The sequence below is a fragment of the Undibacter mobilis genome (assembly GCF_003367195.1).
Classification (GTDB): Bacteria; Pseudomonadota; Alphaproteobacteria; order Rhizobiales; family Xanthobacteraceae; genus Pseudolabrys; species Pseudolabrys mobilis.
In genome coordinates this window covers 559,977-586,391 of record NZ_QRGO01000002.1, presented here as the reverse complement: position 1 = coordinate 586,391, position 26,415 = coordinate 559,977, and the positions used below count along the sequence as shown (strand labels likewise).

At 63.0% G+C, this 26,415-nt stretch carries 28 protein-coding genes; 17 read left to right on the top strand and 11 right to left on the bottom strand.

What is annotated here, in order from left to right:
- Positions 1–315: 315 nt before the first annotated feature.
- Positions 316–1,293, top strand: a complete 978-nt coding sequence (locus DXH78_RS17000; protein WP_115518405.1) for a crotonase/enoyl-CoA hydratase family protein — start codon at positions 316–318, stop codon at positions 1,291–1,293.
- Positions 1,294–1,390: 97 nt separating this feature from the next.
- A complete protein-coding gene (locus DXH78_RS16995) occupies positions 1,391–2,530 on the top strand; it encodes a zinc-binding metallopeptidase family protein (protein WP_115518404.1) in 1,140 nt (379 codons plus the stop codon).
- Positions 2,531–2,546: 16 nt separating this feature from the next.
- On the opposite strand, the gene DXH78_RS16990 is transcribed toward DXH78_RS16995, so the two are convergent.
- The 3 genes from DXH78_RS16990 to DXH78_RS19685 all read right to left on the bottom strand — a co-directional run bounded on the left by DXH78_RS16990 (position 2,547) and on the right by DXH78_RS19685 (position 4,570).
- Positions 2,547–3,683, bottom strand: a complete 1,137-nt coding sequence (locus DXH78_RS16990) for a hypothetical protein (RefSeq protein ID WP_115518403.1) — start codon at positions 3,681–3,683, stop codon at positions 2,547–2,549.
- Between the two features lie 124 nt (positions 3,684–3,807).
- The gene (locus DXH78_RS16985; protein ID WP_115518402.1) at positions 3,808–4,242 is read right to left on the bottom strand and encodes an FKBP-type peptidyl-prolyl cis-trans isomerase; all 435 of its coding nucleotides are present in this window, start codon (positions 4,240–4,242) and stop codon (positions 3,808–3,810) included.
- Between the two features lie 100 nt (positions 4,243–4,342).
- Complete coding sequence (locus tag DXH78_RS19685) at positions 4,343–4,570, bottom strand: hypothetical protein (RefSeq protein ID WP_147292666.1); 228 nt, start codon at positions 4,568–4,570, stop codon at positions 4,343–4,345.
- Between the two features lie 460 nt (positions 4,571–5,030).
- On the opposite strand from DXH78_RS19685, the gene DXH78_RS16980 reads away from it, so the two are divergent.
- Positions 5,031–5,459, top strand: a complete 429-nt coding sequence (locus DXH78_RS16980) for a DUF1810 domain-containing protein (protein ID WP_115518401.1) — start codon at positions 5,031–5,033, stop codon at positions 5,457–5,459.
- A gap of 155 nt (positions 5,460–5,614) precedes the next feature.
- A complete protein-coding gene (locus DXH78_RS16975; protein ID WP_115518400.1) occupies positions 5,615–7,309 on the top strand; it encodes an alpha/beta hydrolase in 1,695 nt (564 codons plus the stop codon).
- On the opposite strand, the gene DXH78_RS16970 is transcribed toward DXH78_RS16975, so the two are convergent.
- Entirely contained in the window at positions 7,257–8,897 is a 1,641-nt protein-coding gene (locus DXH78_RS16970; protein WP_115518399.1) for a fatty-acid--CoA ligase, read from the bottom strand. The genes DXH78_RS16975 and DXH78_RS16970 overlap by 53 nt on opposite strands.
- 233 nt (positions 8,898–9,130) lie before the next feature.
- Here DXH78_RS16970 and DXH78_RS16965 point away from each other — a divergent pair, with 233 nt between their 5' ends.
- Both DXH78_RS16965 and DXH78_RS16960 read left to right on the top strand, forming a co-directional pair.
- Complete coding sequence (locus DXH78_RS16965; protein WP_168192873.1) at positions 9,131–10,108, top strand: extensin-like domain-containing protein; 978 nt, start codon at positions 9,131–9,133, stop codon at positions 10,106–10,108.
- Between the two features lie 9 nt (positions 10,109–10,117).
- Positions 10,118–11,041 (top strand): metallophosphoesterase, encoded by a 924-nt coding sequence (locus DXH78_RS16960; RefSeq protein WP_115518398.1) that lies wholly within the window; start codon positions 10,118–10,120, stop codon positions 11,039–11,041.
- A 65-nt stretch (positions 11,042–11,106) separates the two neighbouring features.
- On the opposite strand, the gene DXH78_RS16955 is transcribed toward DXH78_RS16960, so the two are convergent.
- A complete protein-coding gene (locus DXH78_RS16955; protein WP_210209605.1) occupies positions 11,107–11,784 on the bottom strand; it encodes a L,D-transpeptidase in 678 nt (225 codons plus the stop codon).
- Positions 11,785–12,165: 381 nt separating this feature from the next.
- Between DXH78_RS16955 and DXH78_RS16950 the strand changes: the two genes are divergently transcribed.
- From DXH78_RS16950 to DXH78_RS16940, 3 genes are all read left to right on the top strand, one after another.
- Entirely contained in the window at positions 12,166–12,351 is a 186-nt protein-coding gene (locus DXH78_RS16950; RefSeq protein WP_115518397.1) for a hypothetical protein, read from the top strand.
- 221 nt (positions 12,352–12,572) lie between these two features.
- A complete protein-coding gene (locus DXH78_RS16945; protein ID WP_115518396.1) occupies positions 12,573–13,544 on the top strand; it encodes a magnesium transporter CorA family protein in 972 nt (323 codons plus the stop codon).
- Between the two features lie 89 nt (positions 13,545–13,633).
- A complete protein-coding gene (locus DXH78_RS16940) occupies positions 13,634–13,834 on the top strand; it encodes a hypothetical protein (RefSeq protein ID WP_115518395.1) in 201 nt (66 codons plus the stop codon).
- A 23-nt stretch (positions 13,835–13,857) separates the two neighbouring features.
- On the opposite strand, the gene DXH78_RS16935 is transcribed toward DXH78_RS16940, so the two are convergent.
- Positions 13,858–14,610, bottom strand: a complete 753-nt coding sequence (locus tag DXH78_RS16935; RefSeq protein WP_115518394.1) for an SDR family NAD(P)-dependent oxidoreductase — start codon at positions 14,608–14,610, stop codon at positions 13,858–13,860.
- Between the two features lie 25 nt (positions 14,611–14,635).
- A complete protein-coding gene (gene pdxH, locus DXH78_RS16930) occupies positions 14,636–15,277 on the bottom strand; it encodes a pyridoxamine 5'-phosphate oxidase (protein ID WP_115518393.1) in 642 nt (213 codons plus the stop codon).
- A 130-nt stretch (positions 15,278–15,407) separates the two neighbouring features.
- Here pdxH and DXH78_RS16925 point away from each other — a divergent pair, with 130 nt between their 5' ends.
- A complete protein-coding gene (locus DXH78_RS16925; protein ID WP_430727500.1) occupies positions 15,408–15,830 on the top strand; it encodes an RT0821/Lpp0805 family surface protein in 423 nt (140 codons plus the stop codon).
- Positions 15,831–15,973: 143 nt separating this feature from the next.
- The gene (locus DXH78_RS16920) at positions 15,974–16,984 is read left to right on the top strand and encodes a DnaJ C-terminal domain-containing protein (RefSeq protein ID WP_115518392.1); all 1,011 of its coding nucleotides are present in this window, start codon (positions 15,974–15,976) and stop codon (positions 16,982–16,984) included.
- 125 nt (positions 16,985–17,109) lie between these two features.
- Here the strand turns inward: DXH78_RS16920 and DXH78_RS16915 are convergent, their stop codons facing one another.
- Positions 17,110–17,919 (bottom strand): anti-sigma factor family protein, encoded by an 810-nt coding sequence (locus DXH78_RS16915; protein ID WP_115518391.1) that lies wholly within the window; start codon positions 17,917–17,919, stop codon positions 17,110–17,112.
- A gap of 13 nt (positions 17,920–17,932) precedes the next feature.
- Positions 17,933–18,421: a sigma-70 family RNA polymerase sigma factor gene (locus DXH78_RS16910; RefSeq protein ID WP_115518390.1), complete on the bottom strand. Its 489-nt coding sequence runs from the start codon at positions 18,419–18,421 to the stop codon at positions 17,933–17,935.
- Between the two features lie 242 nt (positions 18,422–18,663).
- On the opposite strand from DXH78_RS16910, the gene fabI reads away from it, so the two are divergent.
- The 6 genes from fabI to DXH78_RS16880 all read left to right on the top strand — a co-directional run bounded on the left by fabI (position 18,664) and on the right by DXH78_RS16880 (position 23,614).
- Positions 18,664–19,476 carry an enoyl-ACP reductase FabI gene (gene fabI / locus DXH78_RS16905; protein WP_115518389.1) on the top strand — a complete coding sequence of 271 codons (813 nt, stop codon included), beginning with the start codon at positions 18,664–18,666 and terminating at the stop codon, positions 19,474–19,476.
- Positions 19,477–19,534: 58 nt separating this feature from the next.
- A complete protein-coding gene (locus DXH78_RS16900) occupies positions 19,535–20,128 on the top strand; it encodes a histidine phosphatase family protein (RefSeq protein ID WP_115518388.1) in 594 nt (197 codons plus the stop codon).
- Between the two features lie 62 nt (positions 20,129–20,190).
- Positions 20,191–21,309 carry a chorismate synthase gene (aroC, locus tag DXH78_RS16895; protein ID WP_115518387.1) on the top strand — a complete coding sequence of 373 codons (1,119 nt, stop codon included), beginning with the start codon at positions 20,191–20,193 and terminating at the stop codon, positions 21,307–21,309.
- Positions 21,306–21,554: a hypothetical protein gene (locus tag DXH78_RS16890; protein ID WP_115518386.1), complete on the top strand. Its 249-nt coding sequence runs from the start codon at positions 21,306–21,308 to the stop codon at positions 21,552–21,554. The genes aroC and DXH78_RS16890 overlap by 4 nt, the downstream gene beginning before the upstream one ends.
- A 26-nt stretch (positions 21,555–21,580) precedes the next feature.
- Positions 21,581–22,672: a 3,4-dihydroxy-2-butanone-4-phosphate synthase gene (gene ribB, locus DXH78_RS16885; protein WP_115518385.1), complete on the top strand. Its 1,092-nt coding sequence runs from the start codon at positions 21,581–21,583 to the stop codon at positions 22,670–22,672.
- 81 nt (positions 22,673–22,753) lie between these two features.
- Positions 22,754–23,614, top strand: a complete 861-nt coding sequence (locus tag DXH78_RS16880; RefSeq protein ID WP_115518384.1) for a DUF1194 domain-containing protein — start codon at positions 22,754–22,756, stop codon at positions 23,612–23,614.
- A gap of 40 nt (positions 23,615–23,654) precedes the next feature.
- Here DXH78_RS16880 and DXH78_RS16875 read toward each other — a convergent pair whose 3' ends face one another.
- On the bottom strand, positions 23,655–24,893 hold the full coding sequence (locus DXH78_RS16875) for a class I SAM-dependent RNA methyltransferase (RefSeq protein WP_115518383.1): 1,239 nt from the start codon (positions 24,891–24,893) through the stop codon (positions 23,655–23,657).
- A gap of 43 nt (positions 24,894–24,936) precedes the next feature.
- A complete protein-coding gene (locus DXH78_RS16870; RefSeq protein ID WP_115518382.1) occupies positions 24,937–26,364 on the bottom strand; it encodes an MATE family efflux transporter in 1,428 nt (475 codons plus the stop codon).
- Between the last annotated feature and the right edge of the window lie 51 nt (positions 26,365–26,415).

Sequence of the window (26,415 nt, the reverse complement as noted above, 5' to 3'; positions counted from 1 at the left end):
CACAGCCGCAATCCTCGCCGCGAATGGGTAAGGCGATCGGACATTTTCGCGGCAATTTTGCGGTTTCGCTGCAGCCGTTGCGGTCGGGGGTCTGAAGGGCCACGAACGCCATTTCATCGTCGTGGTTAATGCACAATATCTTCCGGTATTTTCGAGGGTTCGGCCGCCCGTAACGCCGGCGCCGCCGCGTTGCCTCCGACAGGATGCATGAAGGCTCTGGCGCAATCTTAAGAAAGTGTTAAGGTAAAATAATCTTTAACGGGCTGAGTTCGGGCCGCCCGTCAGTGTCTGTTGCGTTGTGAGCGTGGTGGTCAAATGACGAGTATTGCGTCGCGCGACTCCGTTGCGAAGGGCCGCTTTTTACCGTTCGCGCTGCCGCCCGCGCTGCAGGCGGACAGTGTGTCCCGCATCGAGGCTCGATCGCTCGAACTGCAAAGAGCCGCTGACGCCGCCCGGCTGTTCTGCCTCGAACACCTCGAAGTCTCGTTCGACGACAAAAGTGGCGCGTTGTGGAGCTTCATGCGCTCGAAAGGGCGTCCGAGCTACAGCTTGGCTTTGCTTGATGACATTCACGCCATGCAGGACGGCATCGTCGCACGGTTCGGTGGCCAACCGACCGAGCTGCGGTATCTGGTGGCAGGCTCGCGTTCGCCCGGCGTCTTCAGCCTCGGTGGTGATCTCGACCTGTTTGCGACCTGCATCCGTAACAAGGATCGACAGGCCTTGATCGACTACGGCAAATCCTGCGTGCGGGTGCTGCACCGGTTTCATAGCGCGCTCGACCTGCCGATCATCACCATCGGTCTGGCGCAGGGCGACGCTCTCGGTGGGGGTCTGGAATCGCTGCTGTCGTTCAATGTCGTCATAGCCGAGCGGAACGCGAAGTTCGGATTCCCCGAAACCTTGTTCGGTCTGTTTCCCGGCATGGGCGCCTACAGCATTGTGTCACGGCGGACCAATGCCGCATTCGCCGAAGAGATGATGCTGAGCGGCCGCACCTATACGGCCGACGAGATGAAACAGGCGGGGCTGGTTCATATTGTGGTTGAGCCCGGGCAGGGGATCGATGCGGCGAAGGAGTACATGCTGCGCAGCCAGAGCCGCCATGCCGGCATCCGCGCCGTTTATGATGTTGGCCGGCGTGTCAATCCGATGCCGCTCGACGAACTCGACGACATTGTGAGAATTTGGGCCGATTGCGCCCTCAAGCTCAGCGATCGAGACCTCAGGCTGATGCAGCGGCTGGTCGCTGCGCAGAACCGGTTGCCGAAGCAGTTGCAGGCCGCTGAGTAAAAAAGCGGTCGGTTGCCGGTTGGCCGGAACCCGGCAGAAGCCTTGGCGTTGCTGTGGGTTCGCTCAACCCGGCTCTGCCCGCACATTTTGAAATGTTATGAAACTGTTCAAGTGCCAGTCCTGCGGCAACATTGTTTATTTCGACAACGTCTCCTGCGAAGTCTGTGGTCATAGGCTTGCCTATCGGCCGGCGCAGACCGAAATGACCGCGATCGAACCGCTTGGCGATAACTGGTGGAAGCCGCTCAATGCGCCGGAACAGCGCCGGCTTTTGTGTGCCAATGCGGAGCACGGCGTTTGCAACTGGTTCGTCCCGGACGAAACGACCGACGCCTATTGCCTGGCCTGTCGGCATAATCAGACCATCCCCGATCTGTCGGTGCCGGCCAACCTGCCGGCCTGGCAGGCGCTGGAAATGGCCAAACACCGGCTGTTTTATTCGCTGATCCGCCTCAACCTGCCGCTGACCACGATCATCGACGACCCGGTGCGGGGCCTGTCGTTTGAATTCCTGGCGGACGCCCCCCAGATTGGCGGCCCCAAGGTCATGACCGGCCATGACAGCGGCAAGATCACCATTGCGCTCGCCGAGGCCAACGACGCCGAGCGCGAAAGACGCCGTGTTGCGATGGGCGAGCCGTACCGGACGCTGCTCGGCCATTTCCGGCACGAGATCGGCCACTACTATTGGGATGTCCTGGTGCGCGACGGCGGCAAGCTCGACGCTTGCCGCGCCATGTTCGGCGACGATAGCGAGGATTACGGCGCAGCGCTGCAGCGGTACTACAAGGATGGCACGCCGACCGATTGGCAAGACAATTTCGTGTCGCAATACGCCAGCGCGCATCCTTGGGAGGATTTCGCCGAAACCTGGGCGCACTACATCCACATCGTCGATACGCTGGAGATGGTCGTGGCCTCGGGCATGTCGGTGAAGCCGAAGGTGGACAACACCGGCGAGTTTGCGGCCAGGGTCACGTTCGACCCCTATCGTGCGGACAGCATCGAGCAGATCGTCGACGCCTGGTTGCCTTATGTGTTCGCCATGAACAACGTCAACCGCTCGATGGGCGCACGCGATCTTTATCCCTTCGTGCTGTCGCCGGGGGTGATCCGCAAACTCGGCTTCATCCACGGGCTGGTCCATGATCGCGCTCGCGCCGGCCGAGAGCCATCGACGTCGCTGGCCGACGCGCTGATCGGCGGTTTGCTGCCGTGGACACGCAAGGCCGGCTAAGAGGCCAGTTCGCGCGTTACTTCAGGTAGCTGACCAGACTGGTGGCCTTGCTGCCGGAACTGCCGCTCGAGCCGCCATTGAACATCGACGCCAGCCGGTAATTCTGGACCAGCCGGTTTTGCAGATCGCTGTTGTAGCCCGAGGCCGCCTTCTCGGCGGCGCTCATCTTGTTGTAGTGGCTGATCAGAGCCAGGCTCTGACTGCCGGCATCGGTCGAGCCGCTGGACCCGCTGAAGACTGTCATGAGACTGGCGCGGTGACGCTGGGACAGTTCTGCCTTGGCCGCGCGCGCTTCTTCCGCGGAGAACTTTCCATCCTGATTGAGCGTGACCAGAGCCAGCGACTGGTTGCTGAAACTCGTGAAGTCGACGAACTGGCCGGTCTTGCGTGTTGAATCGAACACCAGCTCGGTGCCGGCGTCGCGCGCCTTGTTGGCCAGCGCATCGAGCCGCGCCCGCGCATCGGTGACAATCGCGGCGTCGGAGGTCGCATTGCTGGCATTGGCGACCTGCGATGTCTTTTGCAGCAGCGCCGCAATGGGGTCATTGCCGTTCGTGGTTTGCGGCGCCTTCATCGGCGATTGCCGCGCCAGCGCCAGTCCCTCATCGACGGCTTTCCGGGTGCTGATCCACAATGGCGTCGCGCGTTCATCGGCGCCGGCCTTGTCGAGATAGTCGGCGGCGGCCTTGTAAAGGCCGGCATAATCGCCGGTGTGGCGGGCGACGACGACATGCGGCGCCAATGCATCGTCGAAGCGCTTCTGCAGCGTCGCGCCGGCGGCAAGCACTTCGTCCTGGCTGAACAGGTTGTCGGTATTGGCGGCAATGGCTGACAGCGTTTCGCGGCTGATCGAGGTCATGTCGAGCGCCACACTACCGTCGAGCATTGGCGACGAGCGGCCGGTCGTCTTGTACTGCGCGTCGAACCATTTTCGCGCCGTCGCGGCCAGACTTGCCGCGTTGGTCGTTTGGTTCGAGAGGTAGGCCTTGGCGGCGTCGGACAAATCGACCGTGTCGGTGCTGCTTGTCGCTGAGCCCGTGTTGTCGCCGGTCTTGTCCGTCGTCTTGGTTGTCGTTGCCGCGGTGCTGGCGGTTTGCGAGCCATAGGCGGCGCCCGCGGCGCCGTAAGGATTTGAGCCGATCGCTGTCGTCACGCGCGTCCATTCCCGGTTGAACCGTTAACGGACATTAAGAAATCATGGTTAACCGGCTCTTAATGCAACACGGCCTCCGGCGCGTTTGGCACCGGAGGCCGTTTCATTTTTTCAAGCGCCGCGCTTACTTCACGCCGAGCAATTCGACGTCGAAGATCAACGTCGCGTTCGGCGGAATGACGCCGCCGGCGCCGCGCGCGCCGTAGCCGAGCTCCGGCGGGATGATGAGTGTGCGCTTGCCGCCGACTTTCATGGTGGCGACGCCTTCGTCCCAGCCCTTGATGACGCGGCCGGTACCGATCGGGAATTCGAAGGGTTCGCCGCGATCGACGGACGAATCGAATTTCTTGCCCTTCTGGCCGTTCTCATAGAGCCAGCCGGTGTAGTGCATCACGCAGGTCTGGCCGCGCTTGGGCGTGGCGCCGGTGCCGGCTTGGGTGTCCTGGATCTGAAGGCCTGAAGCAGTGGTCATAGTCTTTCCGGTCTGTGCGGTGGCGGGGAAGGGCGCGAGGCTCGCGGCAATGGCCGCGAGCAAGGCGGCCCGGCGGGTAATCGGCATTCCGGCGCTCCTTGAAAAACGCAGCGCCGGATGCCGGCGCCGCCGTCGCGGCCTTTTACCCGAGGACTTGCGATTTCCCAAGTCGTGTTCCAAGTCGGCTTCAGCCCTGTGCCGCGGGATCCCGATTCCCGTCCCCGGTCGACGGCGCCGACAGGAAGCCAGCGGATTTCGCATCATCGGCCGTCAGCTTGCGCGGGTAATCGGTGCGACAGTCGACGCAGCGGAAAAAACAACTGTATCCGTCACCGCGCGGCGTGCGATGCATCTCTCTCAATCGGGTCTTGCCACCACAGACGGGGCAGAGGGGCGGCAGGTCGATATTGATCATCGGTCCCTCCGTTGGTTGATTGCACCCTTTAAGGCGCGAAACATCGCTCGCACGCTCGACTGCGCGAGGCGTGATGTGATCATCGTTCTTCGGGGTTAGTCCGGGCGGTTCGCCCTAGCAGGTGCCAAGATAACGTCACCAGGGAACAATGGTGCCGTCACGTTCCGTTACCGCTGCATGAATTGGTGATATTGCGCGTGGGAACAGGTGCTGTCGCAAACCGGCCGGGGCGTGGCCACAACATGGCATAAATATGCGTCGGGCATTGCGGCCCACGCCGACAGCATCGACAATAAACGCTATCCGCGATCCGCCGGAATCATTTCGCCGGCTTGACGCTTCAGCGCCGTTTCCTCTGGACCCTGGTCGCTGCGAACACGTTAACGAGCGTGCCCAAGGTGCGGACATTAATTGTCGATAAAAGAACTCGGTATCTTAGTTACGAAGCGTGGTGACGGGTATGACGCAGGATGTTTTTAATCTCGATCGGTTCGTTACCGCGCAGGCGGCGGTCTACGCGACCGCCTGCGATGAATTGCGCCGCGGAAGGAAGCGGACGCACTGGATATGGTTCATCTTCCCGCAGATTGCGGGGCTTGGGCTCAGCATGATGTCGCAGAAATATGCGATCTCCGGCCTCGACGAGGCGCGGGCTTATCTCGCGCATCCGGTCTTGGGCCCGCGTCTTGTTGAGTGTACGCAGTTGGTTGGTGTGTCGGGGCGTTCGGTCGCAGAAATTTTCGGATCGCCCGACGATATGAAATTCAGATCGTCGATGACGCTGTTCGCGAAGGCGCAAGGGGAGGGTGTGTTCGGGGAGGCGATCGAGAAATATTGCGGCGGTAAGGCGGACGAGGCAACCAAAGTTAGAATTGAGCCGTCCTCCTGAGTCGGCCATTGCCGAGTGCTTTGACCGGTCCCTCTGGCGGTCAAAGCGCTTCAATAATCGCAATTTTTACGTGTAAAAGATCTGGCGGTGCACAACCCAGGCGACATATAATTGTCACAATATGGGGGGCGCAAATGGGGCGGCGAAAGCGTGTCATGCATAGCATCAGGGAGCCGCTGTCTCCCTATGGAGCAGGCACTTACAATTCTCTGATCACCGTCGTCCAAGCTGTGCCCCTCGCGGCTTTCCTCTGGGTCATGGTGGACAACTCCCGCGGCGGGGATAGCCTAGTCGAAACGTTCAGCAAGGCGCTTTCGACGCTCGATTGGTCAATCGTTCCCGTCAATTCTCTTGTGAAGATAGTCATCTCAATCCTCGGGATTATGACGATCTGGCATGCCTATGCGACGAACGACCAGTTTCATGCCTATAGGCAGAAATTTCTCGACACAGCGATTCCTTTTTTATTTGGATTGTTCGAAACATGCGTCGTTCTCACGATTCCATCGGAGCGAATGGCGTGGACTTCGTTCTGGCTCATGATGACGATGATTCTTGGCATGGTCGCGATATGGAATATGAAATTCCAAACGCAGAATCAGCGTGCACTACAGGTCTTTGAAGATCATTTTGAAAGCGATGCCGTCCGTGTATATGAGGCCGTTATTGAATACTGCAGCGCGTCGATCTCGATACTGTGGCGGTACGCCAAGTACATGTTCATAGCGGTGCTTGTGTCGCTTCCAATCGGTATTTTGCAGTCGGTTCACAGGCATTACATCGATACGATCTTTATCGTTGTCGTGTATCTGTGTTCGATCGTCGAACTAAAGATCAACGATATTGAATCGTTTCTATCTTGTATCGATGACGACGACGATGGAGGCGGCGCCGTTCTCCAGACGGTCGACGTCGATGGCAAGAGCGTCGAGGTCGTCTCGAGGAGCTACGGTCGTGACTCTCTTGAAGGCGGTGCGATATTTTTTTTGCCGGGCTGGTCCGCTGGCGGCGCCCATTCGCTTGTCAGGTTCTGCGGTCACCTGGCGAGTGCTGCGGACACACGGGTCGTCAGTCTGGAAACCAAGCCGGTGGCCGGAGAAAAGAACTCTATCTTGATCGAGTCGATGGCCGCGGTGAATTATATCGGCGGCGTTAAGCCATGCGTCGTGACATTGATTGGCCATTCGGAGGGCGCGATCAAAGTGTCGCATGCGATTCGTTGTCTTAAGGAGAGATCGCCGAAGACAAAGATTAACGCGGTTATTTTGATTTCTCCCGTCGGTCTGTTCGAGCATGCGCCGTCGGCTCTGATTTCTCGTTTCTTGCGCGATGCGACTTTCGGGACGCTCATTCTGATCTTGCGGAACTTTCAAGTCGTGGGTGATCTGGCGGTGCGGGCGTCTGGCGCGGCGTTGGACGTCGTCGCTCATGTGGCATCGGATGTGCGAAGGCTGCGAATTGGCTATGTCAAATCACTCTTGTGGCGGATCGGTGAGCTTTCGAAGATCGACCCCGCATGGGGAGATGTCGATTGTCCGGTCATATTGATTGCCGGGCGCGGAGACCGAGTCGCCTTTCCCGTGGACATGTCCGGCGGTGGTGGGCGTGCTGCGTCCGTCCGGCGGTCGACATTGTTGGACGGACGGTTTGTAAAAGCATCTTCGGTCCAGATATTTATGCCATTTCGATACGGCGTTCACGGATTGATTCATTTTCGGGCGGAGCAAATAGCCCGCGTCTGCGCCTACCTCGTTCGGCGCAGACTGCGCCATGACGCAAGGGTTGGGCCCGGTCATCTCACTCCGCCGCCTCTCCCGCCGGAAGCCGATAATCCGCGAACTGCTTCCTGAGCGTAATCTTCTGAATCTTCCCCGTCGCAGTGTGGGGAATTTCGTCGACGAAGGCGACATCGTCCGGCATCCACCACTTGGCGCATTTGCCCTGCATGAATCCGAGGATTTCATCCTTTGTGGCTGTCTCGCCCTTCTTGAGCACGATGACGAGGAGCGGCCGCTCGTCCCATTTGGGATGCGCAACGCCGATTACGGCGGCTTCCGCCACCTTGGGATAGCCGACGGCGAGATTTTCCAGATCGATCGACGAGATCCATTCGCCGCCGGACTTGATCACGTCCTTGGAGCGATCGGTGATCTGCATATAGCCGTAAGGGTCCATGGTGGCGACGTCGCCGGTGTCGAACCAGCCGTCCTTGTCGAAGGCCTCGTTGCCTTCGCCCTTGTAGTAGCTCTTGGCCACCGCCGGCCCGCGCACCTTGAGCCGGCCGAACACCTTACCGTCCCAGGGCAGAGGCTTGTTGTTGTCGTCGGTGATCTTCATCTCGACGCCGAACGGCGGGTGGCCTTGTTTCATCTCGATGTCGAGCTTGGCGTCGCCGGTGAGGTGTACGTATTCCGGCTTCATGGTGCAGAGCGAGCCGAGCGGGCTCATCTCGGTCATGCCCCAGGCATGGATGACCTCGACGTCGTAGACGTCCTGGAAGGTCTTGGTCATGGCGCGCGGGCAGGCCGAGCCGCCGATGACGACGCGCTTGAGGTCGGGCAGCTTGCCGCCGGTCTTTTCGAGATCCTGCAGCAGCATCAGCCATACGGTCGGCACCGCGGCGGTGAAGCTGACCTTGTATTTGGTGAGCAGTTCGTAGATCGAGGCGCCGTCCATCTTCGGCCCGGGCATCACCAGCGTCGCGCCGACCATCGGCGCGGTCAGCGCCAGGCCCCAGCAATTGGCATGGAACATCGGCACCACGGGCAGGATCGTGTCGCGGCTCGACGCCGCCATGGCGTCGGGCATCGCCGCAATCATCGAATGCAGCACGTTGGAGCGATGCGAGTAGAGCACGCCCTTCGGGTGGCCGGTGGTGCCGGAGGTGTAGCACATGCCGGCGGCGGTGTTCTCGTCGAACTCTTTCCAGGCGAAGTCGCCATCGACTTGCGCAATCCAGTCCTCATAGGCGACCGCGTTCTTGAGCGTCGTCTGCGGCATGTGCGCGGCGTCGGTGAGGATGACATAGCGCTCGATGGTCGGCAGCTTGTCGGCAATCTTCTCGATGAGCGGCACGAAGGTGAGATCGACGAACATCATGCGGTCTTCGGCATGATTGACGATCCAGACGATCTGCTCGGGGAACAGACGCGGGTTCACGGTATGATAAATGGCGCCGATGCCCATGATACCGTACCAGCATTCCAGGTGCCGCCAGGTGTTCCACGCCAAAGTCGCCACCCGGTCGCCGAGCCTGATGCCGTCCTTATCCAGCCGCTGCGCCACCTTGAGCGCGCGCCTGCGGATCTCGGCGTAATTGGTCTCGACGATCGGTCCTTCGACCGAGCGGGTGATGACCTTGCGCTCGCCATGGAATGTGGCGGCGTGATCGACGATGCGCTGGCATAACAGCGGCCAGCCCTGCATCAGTCCAAGCATGGAATTCCCTCTCCGTGTTGTTGGGCGGCTTGTATCGCCGCCGCAGCCTGTCGGCTTTTTGGACCGGCCCCTCGCCGGTCACGGATAGATTAGCGGTCGTGGACGAAAGTGAAAGCGTCGGCGTTGTGGGCCGGTTCGATTTGTGCCTCGCACAAACGCCGCATTCGTGTCAGAGATCGCGAACAATGAGGCGATTGGCGGCAGCATTTTGCATCGCAGTGGGGGGCGGGCTGTTGTCGGCCGTCCTGCCCGCGTTCGCCGATGATGTGCCACTGCCGCGCTCCCGGCCTGCGATACCGGCAACGCCTGCGACCCCTGCGCCATGGCGTGAGCCTCTGTCGTTCCGCGAGGCCGCTGGCGCCGATTTCCAGGGTGCTGCGGTCACGTCGGCGCCCTCGGAGTGCCGGCAGCGGCTGGAAAAAACGGCCAAGCTCAGACCGATCCCGCGCCTGATTGGGCCGGGCGCCTGCGGCGGCGAAGACATGGTCGAGCTCGAGGCCGTCCTCATCAACAAAGACAGACGCATCGACATCAGGCCGGCCCCGTTCCTGCGTTGTGAGATGGCGGAACAGTTCACGCTGTGGGTGCGCGACGACGTTGCAGCGCGGGTCACCAAGAACGGCCAGACGCTTGCCAGCGTCGAGACCTACGACGACTACAGCTGCCGTGGCCGTAACCGCATCTTCGGCGCCAAGCTCAGTGAGCATGGCAAGGGCAATGCGGTCGACGTCCGCAGCATCACCTTCACCGACAAGAAGAGCGTGCTGCTCACCGACAAGACTTTCGCCAAGGACGTACGGACCGATTTGCGGGCTTCGGCCTGCGCGCGCTTCACTACCGTGCTTGGCCCCGGTTCGGACGGCTATCACGAAGAGCATATTCATGTGGATCTGGCGCAGCGCCGCGGCGGCTTCCGCATGTGCCAATGGAATGTGCTCGAGCCGCCACCGCCGCCGCCGCCACCACCGAAACCGGCCGAGGTCGCTAAAGCTGACCCCAAGGGCGATGCCAAATCAGAAGCCAAGTCCGAGAAAAAGCCGGACGAGCCCGCCCCGGAGGAACACGCCGACGACGCCGACGATGCTGCCGCCGAACCGGCCAAAACGGCGCCGATCGCGATTGCCGACGTGCCATTGCCGCGGCCGCGGCCGGCGATGAAGCGCAAGAAATCGCGGGGCGGCGTCTACTTTCCTTTCAACCTTTTGCGCTAGTTCCGGGGCATGACCTTCGATGTGCGCCGATCGGCGCCGCCACCGCCGGCCGCATCCGGCATCAGCCGCCGCGGGCTCATCAAGGCCGGCCTCGGTCTCACCGGCCTTGCCGGCGTGGTGGTGCCGGGCACGGCCGCTTATGCAGCGCTGGAAGCTGCCAACGGCCTGTCGATCACCGACTACCACCTCAGCCCGCCGGGGTGGCGGGCCGGGCAGCGCCTGACCATCACCGTCATCGCCGATATCCACGCCGGTGGCCCCAATATGGGCATCGAGCGCGTGCGCCAGGTGGTCGATGCCGCCAACGCGCTTGGCAGCGATTTGACGGTGCTGCTCGGCGATTATTTCGCCACGCATCGCTTTGTTACCGAGGTCGTGCCGCCGGAAGGCTGGTCATTCGAACTCGCGCGGCTCAAGGCGCGTCTTGGCGTTTATGCGATCCTCGGCAATCACGACTGGTGGCATGGTCTTGAACCGACCCGCGCGGCGTTGCGCAATGTGCGCATCCCCTTGATGGAGAACGATGCGGTGCTGCTCGGCGAGCCGGGCGCGCGATTCTGGCTGGCGGGTCTTGGCGATCAGATTGCCCACCGGCTCGGCCATGGCCGCTTTCGCGGCGTCGACGATCTGCCCGGCACGCTCAAGCGTTGCGACACCGCCGATCCGGTGATTCTGCTGGTCCATGAGCCCGACATTTTCGTCCAGGTCCCGGAGCGGGTATCGCTCACGCTCGCTGGCCACACCCATGGCGGCCAGATCCGGCCGCCTTTCGTTGCGCCATTCTGGGCGCCGTCGGCCTATGGCGCGCGCTTCGCCTACGGCCGGATCATCGAGCAGAATCGGACGATGATTGTCTCGGGCGGCCTCGGCACCAGCATTGTGCCGATGCGGCTCGGCATGCCGCCGGAAATCGTGCGCGTGACGCTGGGCTAAACAAAAACGGCGCCCAAAGGCGCCGTTTCCGTCTCAGTCCCCGTAACTTTGAATTTCAGCGCTGATCAGTCGAACAGGCTGACCGACGCCATGCGCGGCTTCGCCGTCGGGCTGAAGGGCGAGTCGCCCTGGCCCGGAGCCAGCACCACCACGACGCTGTTCGGCTTCACGCGGTTGTAGAGGTCGATGATGTCCTCGTTGGTCATGCGGATGCAGCCCGAGGAAATCGCCTGGCCGATATATTCCGGCTGGTTGGTGCCATGGATGCGGTAGAGCGTGTCCTTGTTGCCCTCGTAGAGGTACAGCGCGCGCGCACCCATCGGGTTCTGCGGGCCGGAGCCAACGAAGTTCGGCACATCCATGCGCTTCTTGATGTCCGCGGTGGGGGTCCAGGTCGGCCATTCGGCCTTGCGGCCAACCTTGGCGACGCCCGACCAGGCCAGCGCTTCTTCACCGACGGTCACGCCGTAGCGGATCGCCTTGCCGCCATCGAGCACGTAGTAGAGATAGCGCGCGTCCGAATCGACGACGATCGTGCCGGGCACTTCCTTGCGGTGATAGCCGACGATATGGCGTTGATACGGCTCAGGAATTGTCGCCTTTTCGTAGGGCGCCGCGGCCAGCAGCTTCTTGTCGCGAGGAGTCATGCTGGCTTCTGAGGCCGGCTCGACCGTGGTCTGCATACAACCACCGAGCATCAGCCCGACGCCAAACACAGCCAAAATCAGTCCCTTAGCCCGCATTTTCGTCCTCTTTCCCGGTCGCTCGTTCAGCGCCCGACCTGTCCACTGCCGCAATGCAATTAAGCGAAGACGACGTGATTTTGCCACGCTTGTTAACTTCGCGACGGCTGTTCCTGTGCGGCTGTTGCAGGAAAGCCGCAGTTTTTCCGGCTTTTTAACACGCGCAACGCGGAACTCTTGCGCTCGTCCGAAAAAAGACCTTGCCTACAACGTGTTAACAGGGGGTTTACCATAACAAAGGGTATACTGGACCCGATAGTCTCAACGGCCCGGTTTTGCGCCAGAGTCACAGTCAAATCGCGTTTGGTTGCGCAATTCCGCCCCAGTTGGCGACAACAAACACCCTCGAGGAAACCTCAAGGACTATGGAGCAACACTGAAATGACCGCGCCCAAGGGTACGGAGCGTACTGAGCGTCCGCAGCAACAGCAGCAACAGGGCTCGTCGAGCCAGCTCAACGAGCGTTACGGCAAGATCGGCATCTCCGCCGTCGCCGGCGCCGTACGCCACAAGCCGGAGCGCAAGCCGGTCGAAGCCAAGCGCTTCCTGCCGAACGACTGCGACTAAGCCAACCGCTCACGGTACAGCGCGCGGCCCGCGCCATCTGAGAGCCCGGCCGCACCACGTTTCTCAGAACTGGGTGACGTTCACCACGCCGCGCTCGACATGTGCGCGGCCGGCTTTGTGACGCCTTGAAGGACGGCGCGCGCATTTTCCGGCTTGCGCCGGATGATGCGTTCTTGCCATGAAAGCTCACCGGCTTCGGCGGTGATGGCCCAGGGTGAGTGATGCTTTCGATCTATGTCCAGCGCGGCACCCTTCTTGAACGCGTTCCGGTGGAGCCCGGCGATGAGCCGCCGGACTCGCCGGTCTGGATCGATCTTCTCAACCCGACCGTCCAGGAAGACAAACTGGTCGAGCAGATCCTCGGCATCGCGGTGCCGACGGCCGAAGAAATGCAGGAGATCGAAGTCTCCAGCCGTCTCTATGTCGAAAACGGCGCGCGCTTCATGACGGCCACCCTGATGTGCCAGTCCGACTCGGCGACGCCAAAAACCACCGCCGTCACCTTCATTCTCACCAAGCACTGCCTCTGCACCGTGCGCTACGACACGCCGCGGCCTTTCGCGCTGATCGAGCACAAGCTCGGCCGTTTCTGCGGGCCGAAGGTGACTGGCGACAGCGTGTTTATGGACCTGCTCGACGCCATCGTCGATCGCTCCGCCGACATTCTTGAGCGTGTCGCCGCCGAGGTTGATAAAGTGTCGCATACGATCTTCGAGCCGGAGGAGGGCGCCGGGCCGCCGTCCTATAACGACGTGCTCAAGACGCTCGGCCGCAAGGGCGACCTCACCTCGAAAGTGCGCGAATGTCAGGTCTCGGTCGGCCGCCTGTTGTCGTTCCTCGCCAACGAAGCGGAGGCGATGAAGTGGCCGAAGGATTACAAACTTCAGCTGACCTCGATGCAGCGCGACGTGATCTCGCTGTCCGACCACGCCACTTATCTTGCCGGCAAGATCACCTTCCTGCTCGATGCGCTGCTCGGCATCGTCTCGATCCAGCAGAACGACATCATCAAGATCTTCTCGATCGCAGCCGTGATCTTCATGCCGCCGACTTTGGTCGCCTCGATCTATGGCATGAACTTCAAGCACATGCCGGAGCTGGAATGGCTCGCCGGCTATCCGCTGGCGCTGGTCATCATGCTGTGCGCCGCCATCGGGCCGATTCTCTTCTTCAAATGGAAGAAGTGGCTGTAGCCGCCTGTTGACACGCTCGAAACCGTGGAACTCCCCGCATCCCCCTGCGTTCATTGACTGAAAGCAGGCGTAGCCGCTGGAGGGAAACCATGGGCCGACCGCGCATCATCATCACCTGTCCGGAGACCGGCATCGCGGTCATCAGCCGCATTGCCTACGAGGATATGATCAACCCGCTCAAGGCACCGATGGATTTCAAGTGCCCGTGCGGTGAGACGCACAGGCTGAAATTCGCCGGCTTGCAGCGCCGCCGCGAGCCTGCGACAAGGCCGACGCCACAGGCGCTGTGATTATTTGAGTCGAATTGCAGCGGTCAGACGTGCTGGCCGCCATTGATGTGGATTTCCGCGCCGTTCACATACGAACTGGTCTCGGTGCAGAGCACGTAAATGATCTTGGCGACTTCGTCCGGCGTGCCGAGCCGCTGCATCGGGATCTGCTCGACGATCTTTTCGGTGCCCGGCGACAGGATCGAGGTGTCGATCTCGCCCGGCGCGATAGCGTTAACGCGGATGCCGAGACGGCCGAAGTCGCTGGCCATTTCGCGCGTCAGCGACGCCAGCGCCGCTTTGGAGGTGGCATAGGCCGCGCCGGCGAAGGGATGTACGCGCGAACCGGCGATCGAGGTGACGTTGACCACGGCGCCGTTGGCGGCCTTGAGCTGATCGACCAGCCCCCGTGCCAGCATGATCGGCGCGAAAAAGTTCACCGCAAACACGCGCTGCCAAGTGCCGATATTGGTGTCGAGCGAGCCGAGTCGTTTGCCGCCGTCGGCCTTCGGCGAGATCGCCGCGTTGTTGACCAGCGCATGCAGTTCGCCGCGCTCGAGGCGGCGTTTGATTTCCGCGATCGCCTCGACGGTGTTGGCTTCGTCGGAAAGGTCAACCTGGATGTGATCCTCGGGCCCGGCGTCCCACGGGCAGTTTTCCGGAAACGGATGACGCGAGCAGGTGATGACGCGCCAGCCGGCGGCGGAAAAACGTTTCACCGTCGCATGCCCGATGCCGCGGCTGGCCCCGGTCAGGAGCAAGGTGCGGCGTGGCTGGTTGGATGGGCTGGTGGGCATTCGTTGTGTCTCCGGAACCGTCATATCACGGATAGAGCCGCGTTTTGCTCCACGGCGCGCCCGGTTTTTCGCGCTTGAACACAATACGGTCGTGCAGGCGGAACGGACGGTCGTGCCAGAACTCAATGGACGAGGGGACGATGCGGAACCCCGACCAGTGCGGCGGCCGCGGCACCGTGCCGAGGGCGTATTTGGCGGCATTGATGGCGATGGCCTTCTCGAAGGCGAGGCGGCTTTCCAGCGGCCGCGACTGTTGCGAGGCCCAGGCGCCGATCTGCGCCTGCTTGGGGCGCGTCGCGAAATAGGCGTCCGCTTCTTCCGGCGTCACGCGTTCAACGACACCGCGCACGCGGATCTGCCGGTTGAGCGACTTCCAGTGGAACACCAAGGCGGCTTTGGCCTGGGCGGCGAGTTCATTGCCCTTCTGGCTTTCGGTATTCGTATAGAAGACGAAGCCATGTTCGTCGGCGCCCTTGAGCAGCACCATGCGCGCGTTCGGCAGGCCGTCGCTGTCGACCGTGGCGAGCGTCATCGCGGTCGGGTCTCGCGGCTCAGATTGTGTGGCGTCGCCCAGCCAGGCGGCGAACAGCCGCATCGGCTCGTCGGCCTCGGTAAAATCACCAGTCGTTAACTTTACTGTGTGCTCAATCGGTGTCGTTTCGGACATCTGCAAGTCCAGTCTTTCGGGAGTGTCTCGCGTGACCGGTCTTCCGACCCGTCAGCCGGCCTGTGAAATGGCCCCTAGGTACCGTCGGGCCTTATATAGAGGAACCGTCGGGCCACGCCTATGGCGCGGGATGGCCGGCGTGTCGGCAATGCTTGTCGCACTCGCTGCAGGCGGTTGCAGTTTGTCGGGCCAGTTCGATTCGGTGTTCGGATCCAATTCCGACGTTACCGGCTCCATCACCCCGCCACCGGGTTCCAAGGACGCCGACGAATTGCCGCCCGCTGCCGACCTCGCCTTCGCCCGCGCCGCCGTGAAGGAAGTACTGGCGCGCGGCGGTAAGGATTCGAGCCAGCCCTGGGAAAATCCGGCGACCGGCGCGCGCGGTACCGTAACGCCGATCGCGCAGGCCTATGCCAATGGCGCGCAGACCTGCCACGACTTCTTGGCGAGCTACGTCAACGGCCCCAAGGAGGCCTGGTTGAAGGGCGAGGCCTGCCGGCCGCATAAGGGGGCCTGGGAAGTCCGCTCGATGAAGCCCTGGAAGCGGTCGTAGGCCGCCCACGCGTTGAAGATGCGCGGGAACGCGCCTGTGCTCCGTTGCATCGCGGCAACAGGAACCCCACATTAAGTCTCGATTCGGTGGCATTAAGCTGCCGGACGGGGCTGTTTCACCGGGTTTGACGGGAGTTGTCAGGGATGCGTGACCCCTACACCGTTTTGGGGGTGTCCAAGACCGCGAGCGAGGCGGAGATCAAATCCGCATTCCGCAAACTTGCCAAAAAGCACCATCCCGACGCCAACAAGGACGATGCCAAGGCGGCCTCGCGCTTTGCCGAGCTGAACGCCGCCTACGAGATCGTCGGCGACGACGAGAAGCGCAAGGCGTTCGATCGCGGTGAGATCGACGCCGAGGGCAAGCCGCGCTTTCAGGGCTTTGCTGGCCAGCCGGGCGGCGGTTTCCATCCTGGCGCCGGCGGTTTTGGGCAGGGTTTCGGCCAAGGCGGCGGTGGCTTCGAGAGTTTCTCCTTCGGACCCGATGGCTTCCAGCGCCGCGCGGGCGGTGCCGGCGGCTCGGGCTTCGAGGATCTGCTGCGCGGCATGTTCGGCGGCCGCGCCGGCGCCGGCCCGCGCGGCCATGCCGCCGAGTTCGAGCCGGAAGACTTCGGCTCGCAGGCGACCGGGCAGGATCTTGCCGCTTCGCTCACCATTTCGCTGACCGATGCCGCCAAAGGCGCGAGCACGCGCGTCAGCCTGCCGACCGGCAAGGATGTCGAGGTCAAGATTCCGGCCGGCATCGCCAGCGGTCAGCAGATCAGGCTGAAGGGGCAGGGCTATCCTGGGCCGCTCGGCCGTAACGGTGACGCCATCATTACGATCAACATCGCGCCGCATCCGGTGTTCAAGGCCGACGGCGACGACTTGCGCATCGACCTGCCGATCACGCTTTATGAGGCGGTGCTGGGCGGCAAAGTTCGCGTGCCGACGCTCGATGGCGCGGTTGAACTGGCGATTCCGGCCGGCACGAATGCCGGTCGTACGTTCCGTCTCAAAGGCAAAGGCCTGAAAGCCAAGGGCGGCAAGAGCCACGGCGACCTGTTCGCCACTGTGCGGGTGATGCTGCCCGACAGCGTCGATGAAGAGTTGAAGCGCGAAATCGAGAAACTGCGCGACGACAGGCCTTACGATCCAAGGAAGGATCTGGGTTGAACCTGTCCCGGGCGCAATGCGTCACGCCGTGATGCATTGCAGAACCGGACCTTCCCAAATTCTGTGTCTGCGGCGGCCCCGGCTCTGCGTCGCATCACTTCGTGCTGCAACGCGTCCGGGGCAAGTCACCCCTTCTTCTCCGGCCCTTTATCCATCTGGCCGTAGATATTCTTGGCGACCGTCTCGAGCTTGTCGCGGTCGGACGGCCCGCTCACCACATAGCCGATGTTGTCGTCGACCCAGGTGACCGCTGAATACTTCTCGCCGGTCTTGAAGTGCAGCGCGGTTTCGCCCTGCGTCGCCTTGGCGCAATAGATCGTGTAGCGGTCGCCGGCAGCGTTCTCATACATGTAGAATGCCGCTGCGCTGCCGGTCGGGCCGGGGAGCAGCCGTCCGCCGACCAGCTTCAGGCCGAGCGACGACAGATCGGGAATGCTGAGCTCGTAGCCGACACGCTTCGACAGCCATTGCCGCAAATGCGCGGCCTCTGCGCCCGGCACTTCAACCGGATGGCGCACTTCCACGACATAGAGTTTGTAGGCGTCGAGCGCCTGCGCGGTCATTTGGTCGAAGTTCGAGGGCGCGGCATCGGGTGCGCCACGTGCGGCCCAGCCGGCGGCGGCGCCGCCGATAAAGGCCAGCAGCACCGCCGCCGCAGCCATCATGCGAAATGGCCGGTTGCCGCGGCGCGCGGCCACGATGTCGCCGGCAATGATACGGTCGAGCTGCAGGCGTTCGGGAATGGGCTCGTTCGCGATGGCGCCGTAGCGCGCGCGTATGGCGTCGGCTTGCGCGCGCCAAGCGGCGATGAGGGCTGCTGCTTCCGGATTGGCCGCGAGCCAGGTCGCCACCGCTTCCTGCCGGTCATCGGGGAGAAGGCCGTCCACATAGGAATGCAGTTCGTCTTCTGTCACCGGCTTGTCATGTTCGGTCATGATTTTGGCCGTCCTATTTCACGCGGCGGAGCGCCGGGCGCCCGCCCTCGAGGAAAGTTTTGATTTGGCTGCGCGCACGCGCGAGACGCGACATAACGGTGCCGATCGGCACGCCCTGGATTTCGGCGACTTCGCGATAACTCAGGCCTTCGAGCACGACGAGAAGCAGAACATGGCGCTGCTCGTCGACGAGTGTTGCCAGCGCGCGCTCGATGTCGCGGCCGCCGGCTTCGGGCGCGGCCTCGGCGGCGTCGCCATCGTCGATGGGCGTCATCGTCGGCCGCCGCGACAGCGCGCGCAGGCGGTTGCGATTCAGGTTGGCGAGGATGGTGTACATCCAAACGCGGATGTCCCCGCCGTGGAACAAGTGCTCCGAGCGCAGCGCCCGCACCAGCGTGTCCTGCACCAGATCGTCGGCCAGATCGGCATCGCGCGTCAGGGCCCGGGCGTAGCGCCGCAACGCCGGGATGGTCGCCTCGATTTCATGGCGGAACGTGGCCAATCGTTTGCTCCTGAGAAAGCCGACCCGATTGCCGGGCGACCGTCAACCGGTTGCCCGGACCGGGGGCCTCGGGGTGAGGGTCCGGTCCGGGGTCTTGGAAGGAAAAACCCCGCCGCATCAGTCCTATTCCGCGGTGCGGCGCGAATTCACATCGGCCGTGGGGGCGGGGGCGGTTTGCTTGATGGCCCTTGGACCCTATGCCATACGGAGGCGGCCGCCGGGCGGCCCAAGCGAGGACGGAAATGGCTGAAGTTTCGGAATTGATGCGCGGCAAACGCGGGCTGATCATGGGAGTGGCCAACAACCGCTCGATCGCCTGGGGCATTGCGCGGGCTTGCCGCGACCACGGCGCCGACCTCGCTTTTACCTATCAGGGCGATGCGCTGAAAAAGCGCGTGGAACCCTTGGCCGAGGAGGTTGACGGGCTGGTGGTCGGGCATTGCGACGTCACCGATCCGGCCTCCATCGACGCCGTTTTCGCCCAGGTCGAGCAGGCCTGGGGATCGCTGGATTTCGTGCTGCACGCCATTGCCTATTCCGACAAGGACCAGCTCGACGGCCGCTATGTCGACACCACGGAAGACAACTTCACCAAGACCATGCTCATCAGCTGCTATTCGTTCACGGCGATCGCGCAGCGCGCCGAGAAGCTGATGAAGAATGGCGGCTCGATGCTGACGCTGACCTACTACGGCGCCGAAAAGTGGATGCCGCATTACAACGTGATGGGGCTGGCGAAGGCGGCGCTGGAGAGTTCGGTGCGCTACATGGCGGCCGATCTCGGCGTGAAGAACATCCGCGTCAACGCCATCTCGGCCGGTCCGATCAAGACGCTGGCGGCGTCGGGCATCGGCGACTTCCGCTACATCCTGAAATGGAACGAATACAATACGCCGATGCGGCGTAACGTGACGCTGGAGGATGTCGGCAAGGCCGGCGTGTTCTTCCTGTCCGACCTGTCGAGCGGCGTCACCGGCGAAATCCAGCACGTCGATGCCGGCTATCACGTCGTCGGCATCAAGCATCCGGACGCGCCGGACTTTCCCGTAAAATAACGCGCATGATCCCGAAAATTGGAAGCTGGTTTTCGGATCAGATCATGCGCAATCTGTAATGCGAACTGTTTATTACATCCGGCACGGCGAAACCGACTGGAACGCGGCCGGGCGTCTGCAGGGCCATCGTGACATTCCGCTCAATGACAAGGGCCGGGGTCAGGCGCGGCATTGCGGCAATGTGCTGCGCGATCTCTTCGCCAAGGAAGGCCGCGATCCCGCCTCGCTCGACTATGTATCGAGCCCGCTGCTGCGCGCCACCGAGACGATGGAATGGGTGCGTGAAGGACTCAAGCTGCCGCGCGACGGTTTCCGCCGCGAACCGCAGCTGATCGAATTGTCCTTCGGCGACTGGGAAGGCGCGACCCTCGCGCTGCTGCATCACAAGGACCCGGTGCGCATCGCCCAGCGCGAGCAGGACAAGTACCATTTCGTGCCGCCGAATGGCGAAAGCTACCGGATGGTGGAGATGCGGATGAAGCGCTGGTACGACACTCTGGCGGGCGACGTCGTGGCGGCGGCGCATGGCGGCACTTGCCGCGGTCTGATGGCCAGCCTCGGGATCGTCCATCCGGCCGCCGCGCCGCTTGTCGATATCGTCCAGGGGGTGGTCTACGTGTTCCGGGGCTCCGAACTGACCCAGTATGCCTGAACGGGCGAATTTGACCCCCGCCCGGGCGCAAGCTACCTAACCGCGGTAACGGCGGAACTCCCATGTCCTTCAACACTTTCGGCCACCTGTTCCGGTTCACCAGCTTCGGCGAAAGCCACGGGGCGGCGATCGGCTGCGTGGTCGACGGCTGCCCGCCGCGTATTCCGGTGACCGCGGAGGAGATCCAGGTTTTCCTCGACAAGCGCCGGCCGGGCCAGTCGCGCTTCACGACGCAGCGGCAGGAGCCGGATGCGGTGAAGATTCTGTCCGGCGTCTTCACCGACGAGGCGACCGGCCAGCAGGTCACGACCGGCACGCCGATCATGCTGTTGATCGAGAACGTCGACCAGCGCTCCAAGGACTATTCCGAGATCAAGGACAAGTACCGGCCGGGCCATGCCGGCTTCGCCTATGACGTAAAGTACGGCATTAACGATTATCGCGGCGGCGGTCGCTCGTCGGCGCGCGAGACCGCGGCGCGTGTCGCCGCCGGCGCCATCGCCCGCAAGATCGTGCCGGGCCTCGTGGTGCGCGGCGCGCTGGTGCAAATGGGCCCGCACAAGATCGATCGCTCGCGCTGGGACTGGGCCGAGGTCGACAAAAATCCGTTCTTCTGCCCTGACCCGGTGCAGGCGAAATTCTACGAAGAGTACCTCGATGGCGTGCGCAAGTCGGGTTCGTCGATCGGCGCGGTGATCGAGATTGTCGCCGAAGGCGTGCCTTCGGGGCTGGGCGCGCCGATCTACGCCAAGCTCGATGGCGATATTGCCGGCGCGCTGATGGGCATCAATGCCGTCAAGGGCGTCGAGATCGGTGACGGCTTTGCCGTGGCGGAATTGTCGGGCGAGGACAATGCGGACGAGATGCGGATGGGGAACGACGGCAAGCCGCTGTTCCTGTCGAACCATGCCGGCGGCGTGCTCGGCGGCATATCGACCGGGCAGGCGATCGTTGCCCGTTTCGCCGTCAAGCCGACCTCGTCGATCCTGACGCCGCGCAAGACCGTGGATCGCTACGGCACCAACACCGAACTGTTTACCAAGGGCCGTCATGACCCTTGCGTCGGTATTCGAGCCGTGCCGATCGGCGAGGCCATGGTGGCATGTGTCATCGCCGATCACTATCTGATGCATCGCGGCCAGGTCGGCGAAAGCCTGCCGTGGCCGTTCGAAAAGAGATGACGAAAGCAGATATGCGAAAATTCTCGATGTCTGAGCCCGGAGTCCTGTTCAAAGGTCCGGATATGGAAAATTTTTCAATTCGTCGTGATTCAATCCACTTTGAGCGGCTTGAGTTAGCTGTCCGACATGCGGTGGAAAATCTTACGGGCGACGAAAAATATGGTGCGTTTATTCGTATCGGCAATGAAGATATCCGTTTCCCTGAAATCGACGATCTCTATAGAAATTTGAAGCCCGAGCTTTAGTTCTATCTGAGGTGGCTTGGAGTCTTATGTTAAACACCCACAGCAAAGTTGAAGCGGCGATCAAGGCCTTCGCCAAGGGCGAGCTCGTCGTCGTCACCGACGACGACGATCGCGAGAACGAGGGCGACCTGTTCGTTGCCGCCTCGCTCTGCACGCCGGAGAAGATGGCCTTCATCATCCGCCACACGTCCGGCATCGTCTGCGCCACCATCACCGCGGCCGACGCGCAGCGCCTGCATCTCGATCCGATGGTCGCCAAGAACGACGCGCCGCTCGGCACCGCCTTCACCGTTACGGTCGATCTCAAGCACGGCATGACCACCGGCATCTCGGCGGAGGAACGCACCAACACCGTGCGAGCGCTCGCCAACGACAATATCGGCGCCGCCGATTTCGTCCGCCCCGGCCATGTGTTTCCGCTGGTTGCGCGCGAGGGTGGCGTGCTGATGCGCACCGGCCATACCGAAGCCTGCACCGATCTGTGCAAGCTCGCCGGCCTGCCGCCGGTCGGCGTGCTGTCCGAATTGATGAATGACGACGGCACCGTGATGCGCGGGCCGCAAGTCACGGCCTTTGCCGAGAAGCACAAGCTGATCCAGATCTCCGTCGCCGATCTCATTGCCTATCGCCAGGCGCGCGAGAAACTGGTGACGCGGGTCGGCGAGTTCTCGCTCGAATCAGAGATCGGCCCGCTTAAAGGCTATGCCTTCGTTACGCCGTTTGATGAAGTGCATCACATGGCCTTCGTCTACGGCGATATCGGCAATGGCAAGGAAGTGCCGGCGCGATTGCACCGCGCCGACGTGATCGGCGACGTGTTCGGCGGCGGCAAATCGATCCGCGCCTCGCTCAAGCGCTTCAAGGCGGCCGGCCGTGGCGTCATCGTTTATCTGCGCGACGGCACCGCCGGTGTGCCGGTTGCGGCGATACCGAAAGGTGAGGCCACTGGCACCGAAACCGCCCGCTCGCAGCAGTGGCGCGATGTCGGCGTCGGCGCCCAGATCCTCAAAGACCTCGGCATCTCCTCGATCCGGCTGATGACCTCCAGCCAGCGCACCTATGTCGGTTTGGGCGGTTTCGGCATTGAGATCGCCGGAACGGACGTGCTGGAAAGCTGAGACTTCCGTCCAAGTCGGTCTTTCTTCCGCCCCGGCGGCGTGTCAGCATGGCTGTCCTGTGCATCGACGCAGGAGGGCGGCATGAGGCGGTCTCGTCTTTACGGCGCTGTCGGAGGCGGACTTTGCGCCGCCCTGTGCGCCGCCTATGCGCTGGTCGCTTATGCCGCGCCGCATCCGCGCTTCGCCGATCTCAGCCCCTCCGCCATACCGGTTGATGTCGAGCTCGTGCTCGCCGTCGATATTTCATATTCGATGGACCCGGACGAGCAGGCGCTGCAGCGCGAGGGTTACATCCAAGCATTGACCTCGCGCGAATTCCTCACCGCCATCCGCGAGGGCGGCCACGGCAAGATTGCCGTCACGTATGTCGAATGGGCCGGGCCGTCGACCCAGCATGTCGTCATGCCGTGGCGGCTGATCGACGGACCGGAAGCGGCCGATGCGGTCGCCGCCGAGATTGCCCGCCAGCCGACCCGCCGGGCATCGCGCACCTCGATTTCCGGGGCGCTGAAGTTCGCGCGCACTTTGTTCGATACCAGCGGCTATCGCGGCGCACGCCGGGTCATCGACGTATCCGGCGATGGCGCCAACAATTCCGGGCCCTTGGTGGTGCCGACCCGCGACGCGATCGTCGCCGAGGGCATCACCATCAACGGCCTGCCGATCCTGCTCAAGCGGCTCAACTACGCGACCATGGATATCGAGGATCTCGACATCTACTACGAGGACTGTGTTATCGGCGGCCCCGGCGCCTTCGTCATTCCGATCCGCGAGCGCGACAAGTTCATCGAAGCGACGCGCCAGAAATTGATACTCGAGATTGCCGGCCGTCAGCCGGAGGCGAAGGTCATTCCTGCGAGCGCCGACAAGCCGCGCGTTTCCTGCACCATCGGCGAGAAAATCTGGCGCGAGCGCTGGGGTGAAGGAATGGATTTCAGGTAGTTGTCATCACCGAGCCGCGCCGAAGGCCCGGCCATGACATTTATTTCTCGAACCGTCCCACCATCTCGGCATGATGCGAGTGGCGGAACTGGTCGACCGGCGTGACGCTGGCGAGCTTGTAGCCGCCGTCGATGAGAATGCGCGCGTCGCGGGCGAAGGTCGTGGCGTCGCACGACACCGCGATGACCAGCGGCACTTTGCTTGATGCGATTTCGTGGGCCTGGCGCTCCGCGCCCTGGCGCGGTGGGTCGAATACGACGGCGTCGAAGCCCTTGAACTCCATCGCTACCATCGGATTGCGGAACAGATCGCGCGCGCGTGCTTCGACCGGCTTCAAGCCCGGCGCGCTGTTGATGCCGCGTTCCAGCGACTTGATCGCGGCCGCCTCACTGTCCACCGCCAGGACGCGCGCCGTCTCGCCGAGGCGTAGCGCGAAAGTGCCGATGCCACTGAACAGATCGGCGATCCGCTTCGCCTTGCCGGCGTGTTTGACGACGAGTGCGGCGAGCGCCGCTTCGCCCGCGGCGGTTGCTTGCAGAAAGGCGCCGGGCGGCAGCGGCACGTTGGCGCGGCCGATCTTCAGCGTCGGTTCAATGCGCTGCAGCACCAGTTCGCCGTGGCGGGTGATGCGGGCGAGTGAGTATTTGTCGGCGAGTTTCGCCAGTTCGGACAATCGCGCCGACGGCAGCGGGCCGGACCCGCGCACGTCGATATCGAGGCCGCGGTCGCTTGCCGTGGCATGGATATCGATCGGTTTGTTGACAGGCTTCAGGATGTCGGCGATGGCCCACGAGATCGGCACGATGCCGGCCAGTCCGGGCGCGAGAACAGGGCATTCGTCGATGGCGACGATGTGGTGAGCGCGCGGCGCGGCAAAGCCGACCTCGAGCACGTTGCCGTCGCCGCGGCGCGCATGCAGCACGGCGCGGCGGCGGCCGTCGCCATGGGCGTCGACGATCGGATCGACCGGAGCGATGATGCCGGCGTGCGCCAGCGCCTCGGCGACGAGGCCGCGTTTCCAGAGGAGGTATTCGGCATGCGACCAGTGCTGCATGGCGCAGCCGCCGCAGACGCCAAAATGCTTGCAGATCGGCTGGGCGCGTTCGTGGCTGGCCTTGTCCACGCGCAGCAGGCGGCGCCGGTCGGGATGGCCGGCGACCGGTTCGACCGTCACCGTTTCGCCCGGCAGCGTATACGGCACATAGACCGCGCCCGCCGCGGTGTCGGCCAGGCCGTCGCCGCGATGGCCCAGGCGGGTGATGGTGAGCTGCTCGGTCATGGGATGGGACTTAGCTTGCTTATCCCGTCCCTGAAAGGGGCGATCAGCCGTGGGCGTGGCCCGGCGCGTCCGGCATGTAGCCGCGCGCGGTCAGGGCGTTGAAGCGCCAGACCAGAAGCACGGCATAGAAAGCGAGGCCTACGGTAAAGCCGACCCAGATGCCGATCGCTCCGAGGCCGGCCGGAAAGGCCAGCGTGTAGGACGTGCCGAAGCCGATGATCCAGAAGCTCAACGTTGCGAAAAGCAGCGGTACGCGGGTGTCGTTGAGCCCACGCAGCGCGCCGGCAGCAATTGTCTGCACGCCGTCGGCGATGAAGAAGGTCGAACCGGCGGCGAGCAAGGTTGCGGCCAGGGCCAAAGTGGCATCGGCCTCGGCATGGCCGCCGTCGAGGAAGGCCAGCGGCAGGACGTGGCGCGTCGCGAGGATGAGCACCACCATCGCCGCCATGAAGGCGGCGCCGAGTGCGATGGCGGCAAAACCGGCACGCCGCGTTTCCACAGAATCGCGGCGGCCGACCGCATGGCCGACGCGCACGGTGGCCGCCATCGAGATGCCGAACGGCGCCATGAACATGATTGAAGCAACTTGCAGCGCGATCTGATGCGCGGCGAGTGCAATCGTTCCGATCCAGCCCATCAGGATCGCAGCGGCGGCGAACAATCCGTATTCGAGCAGGAACGCGCCGGCGATCGGCCCGCCGATCGTGAGCAGCTTGCCGGTGAGCGGCCAATCCATGCGCCAGAAGCGACCGAGCACCTGATACTTGCGGAAGGGCCGCTGCGTGTAGGCGACCCACAGCGCCGCAGCGCACATGCCGATATTGACGATGGTCGTGGCGATGCCGGCGCCGAGCATCTCGAAGCGCGGCATACCGAACTCGCCATAGATCAGCGCATAAGCGAACAACAGATTGGCCGGGACCGCGGCCATCGTGATCCACAGCGCCGGCTCCGGCCGGTTGACCGCGCCCATGAAGCCGCGCAGCGCGATGAACCACCAGCCGGGGACCAGGCACCAGCACAGGCCGGTCAGATATTGGCCGGCGAGCCGCGCGGCCTGCGGGTCCTGACCGAGTGCCAGCAGAAAATCTTCGCCGAAGAGCATTGCCACCGTCATCGGCGCGCCGATCATCAACGCGGTCCACAGGCCGACGCGCAATGCGCGGCGCACCATGCGCGGCTCGCGCGCGCCATAGGCCTGCGCCGCCAGCGGCGACACGGCCGACATCACGCCCATGCCGAACACGAAGCCGACGAACAGAATCAAATGCGCCAGCGCGGCGCCGGCGATCGCCACATCGCCGAGGCGGCCGATCAGCATCAGGTCGCTGGTCATCATCGCCACCTGGCCGAGCTGCGTTAGCGCGATCGGCAGCGCGAGCTTCACCGTGGCGCGCAATTCGATCCGCCACGGCAGGGCCCCCGCCGGCGCTTCAACGCCGGTGGCGTAGTCTGGTTGTCCTGTCGTCATGGCGGGGACCGTAAACTTTGATGTGGCGCAATAAAGGCTGCGTTTGGCCGC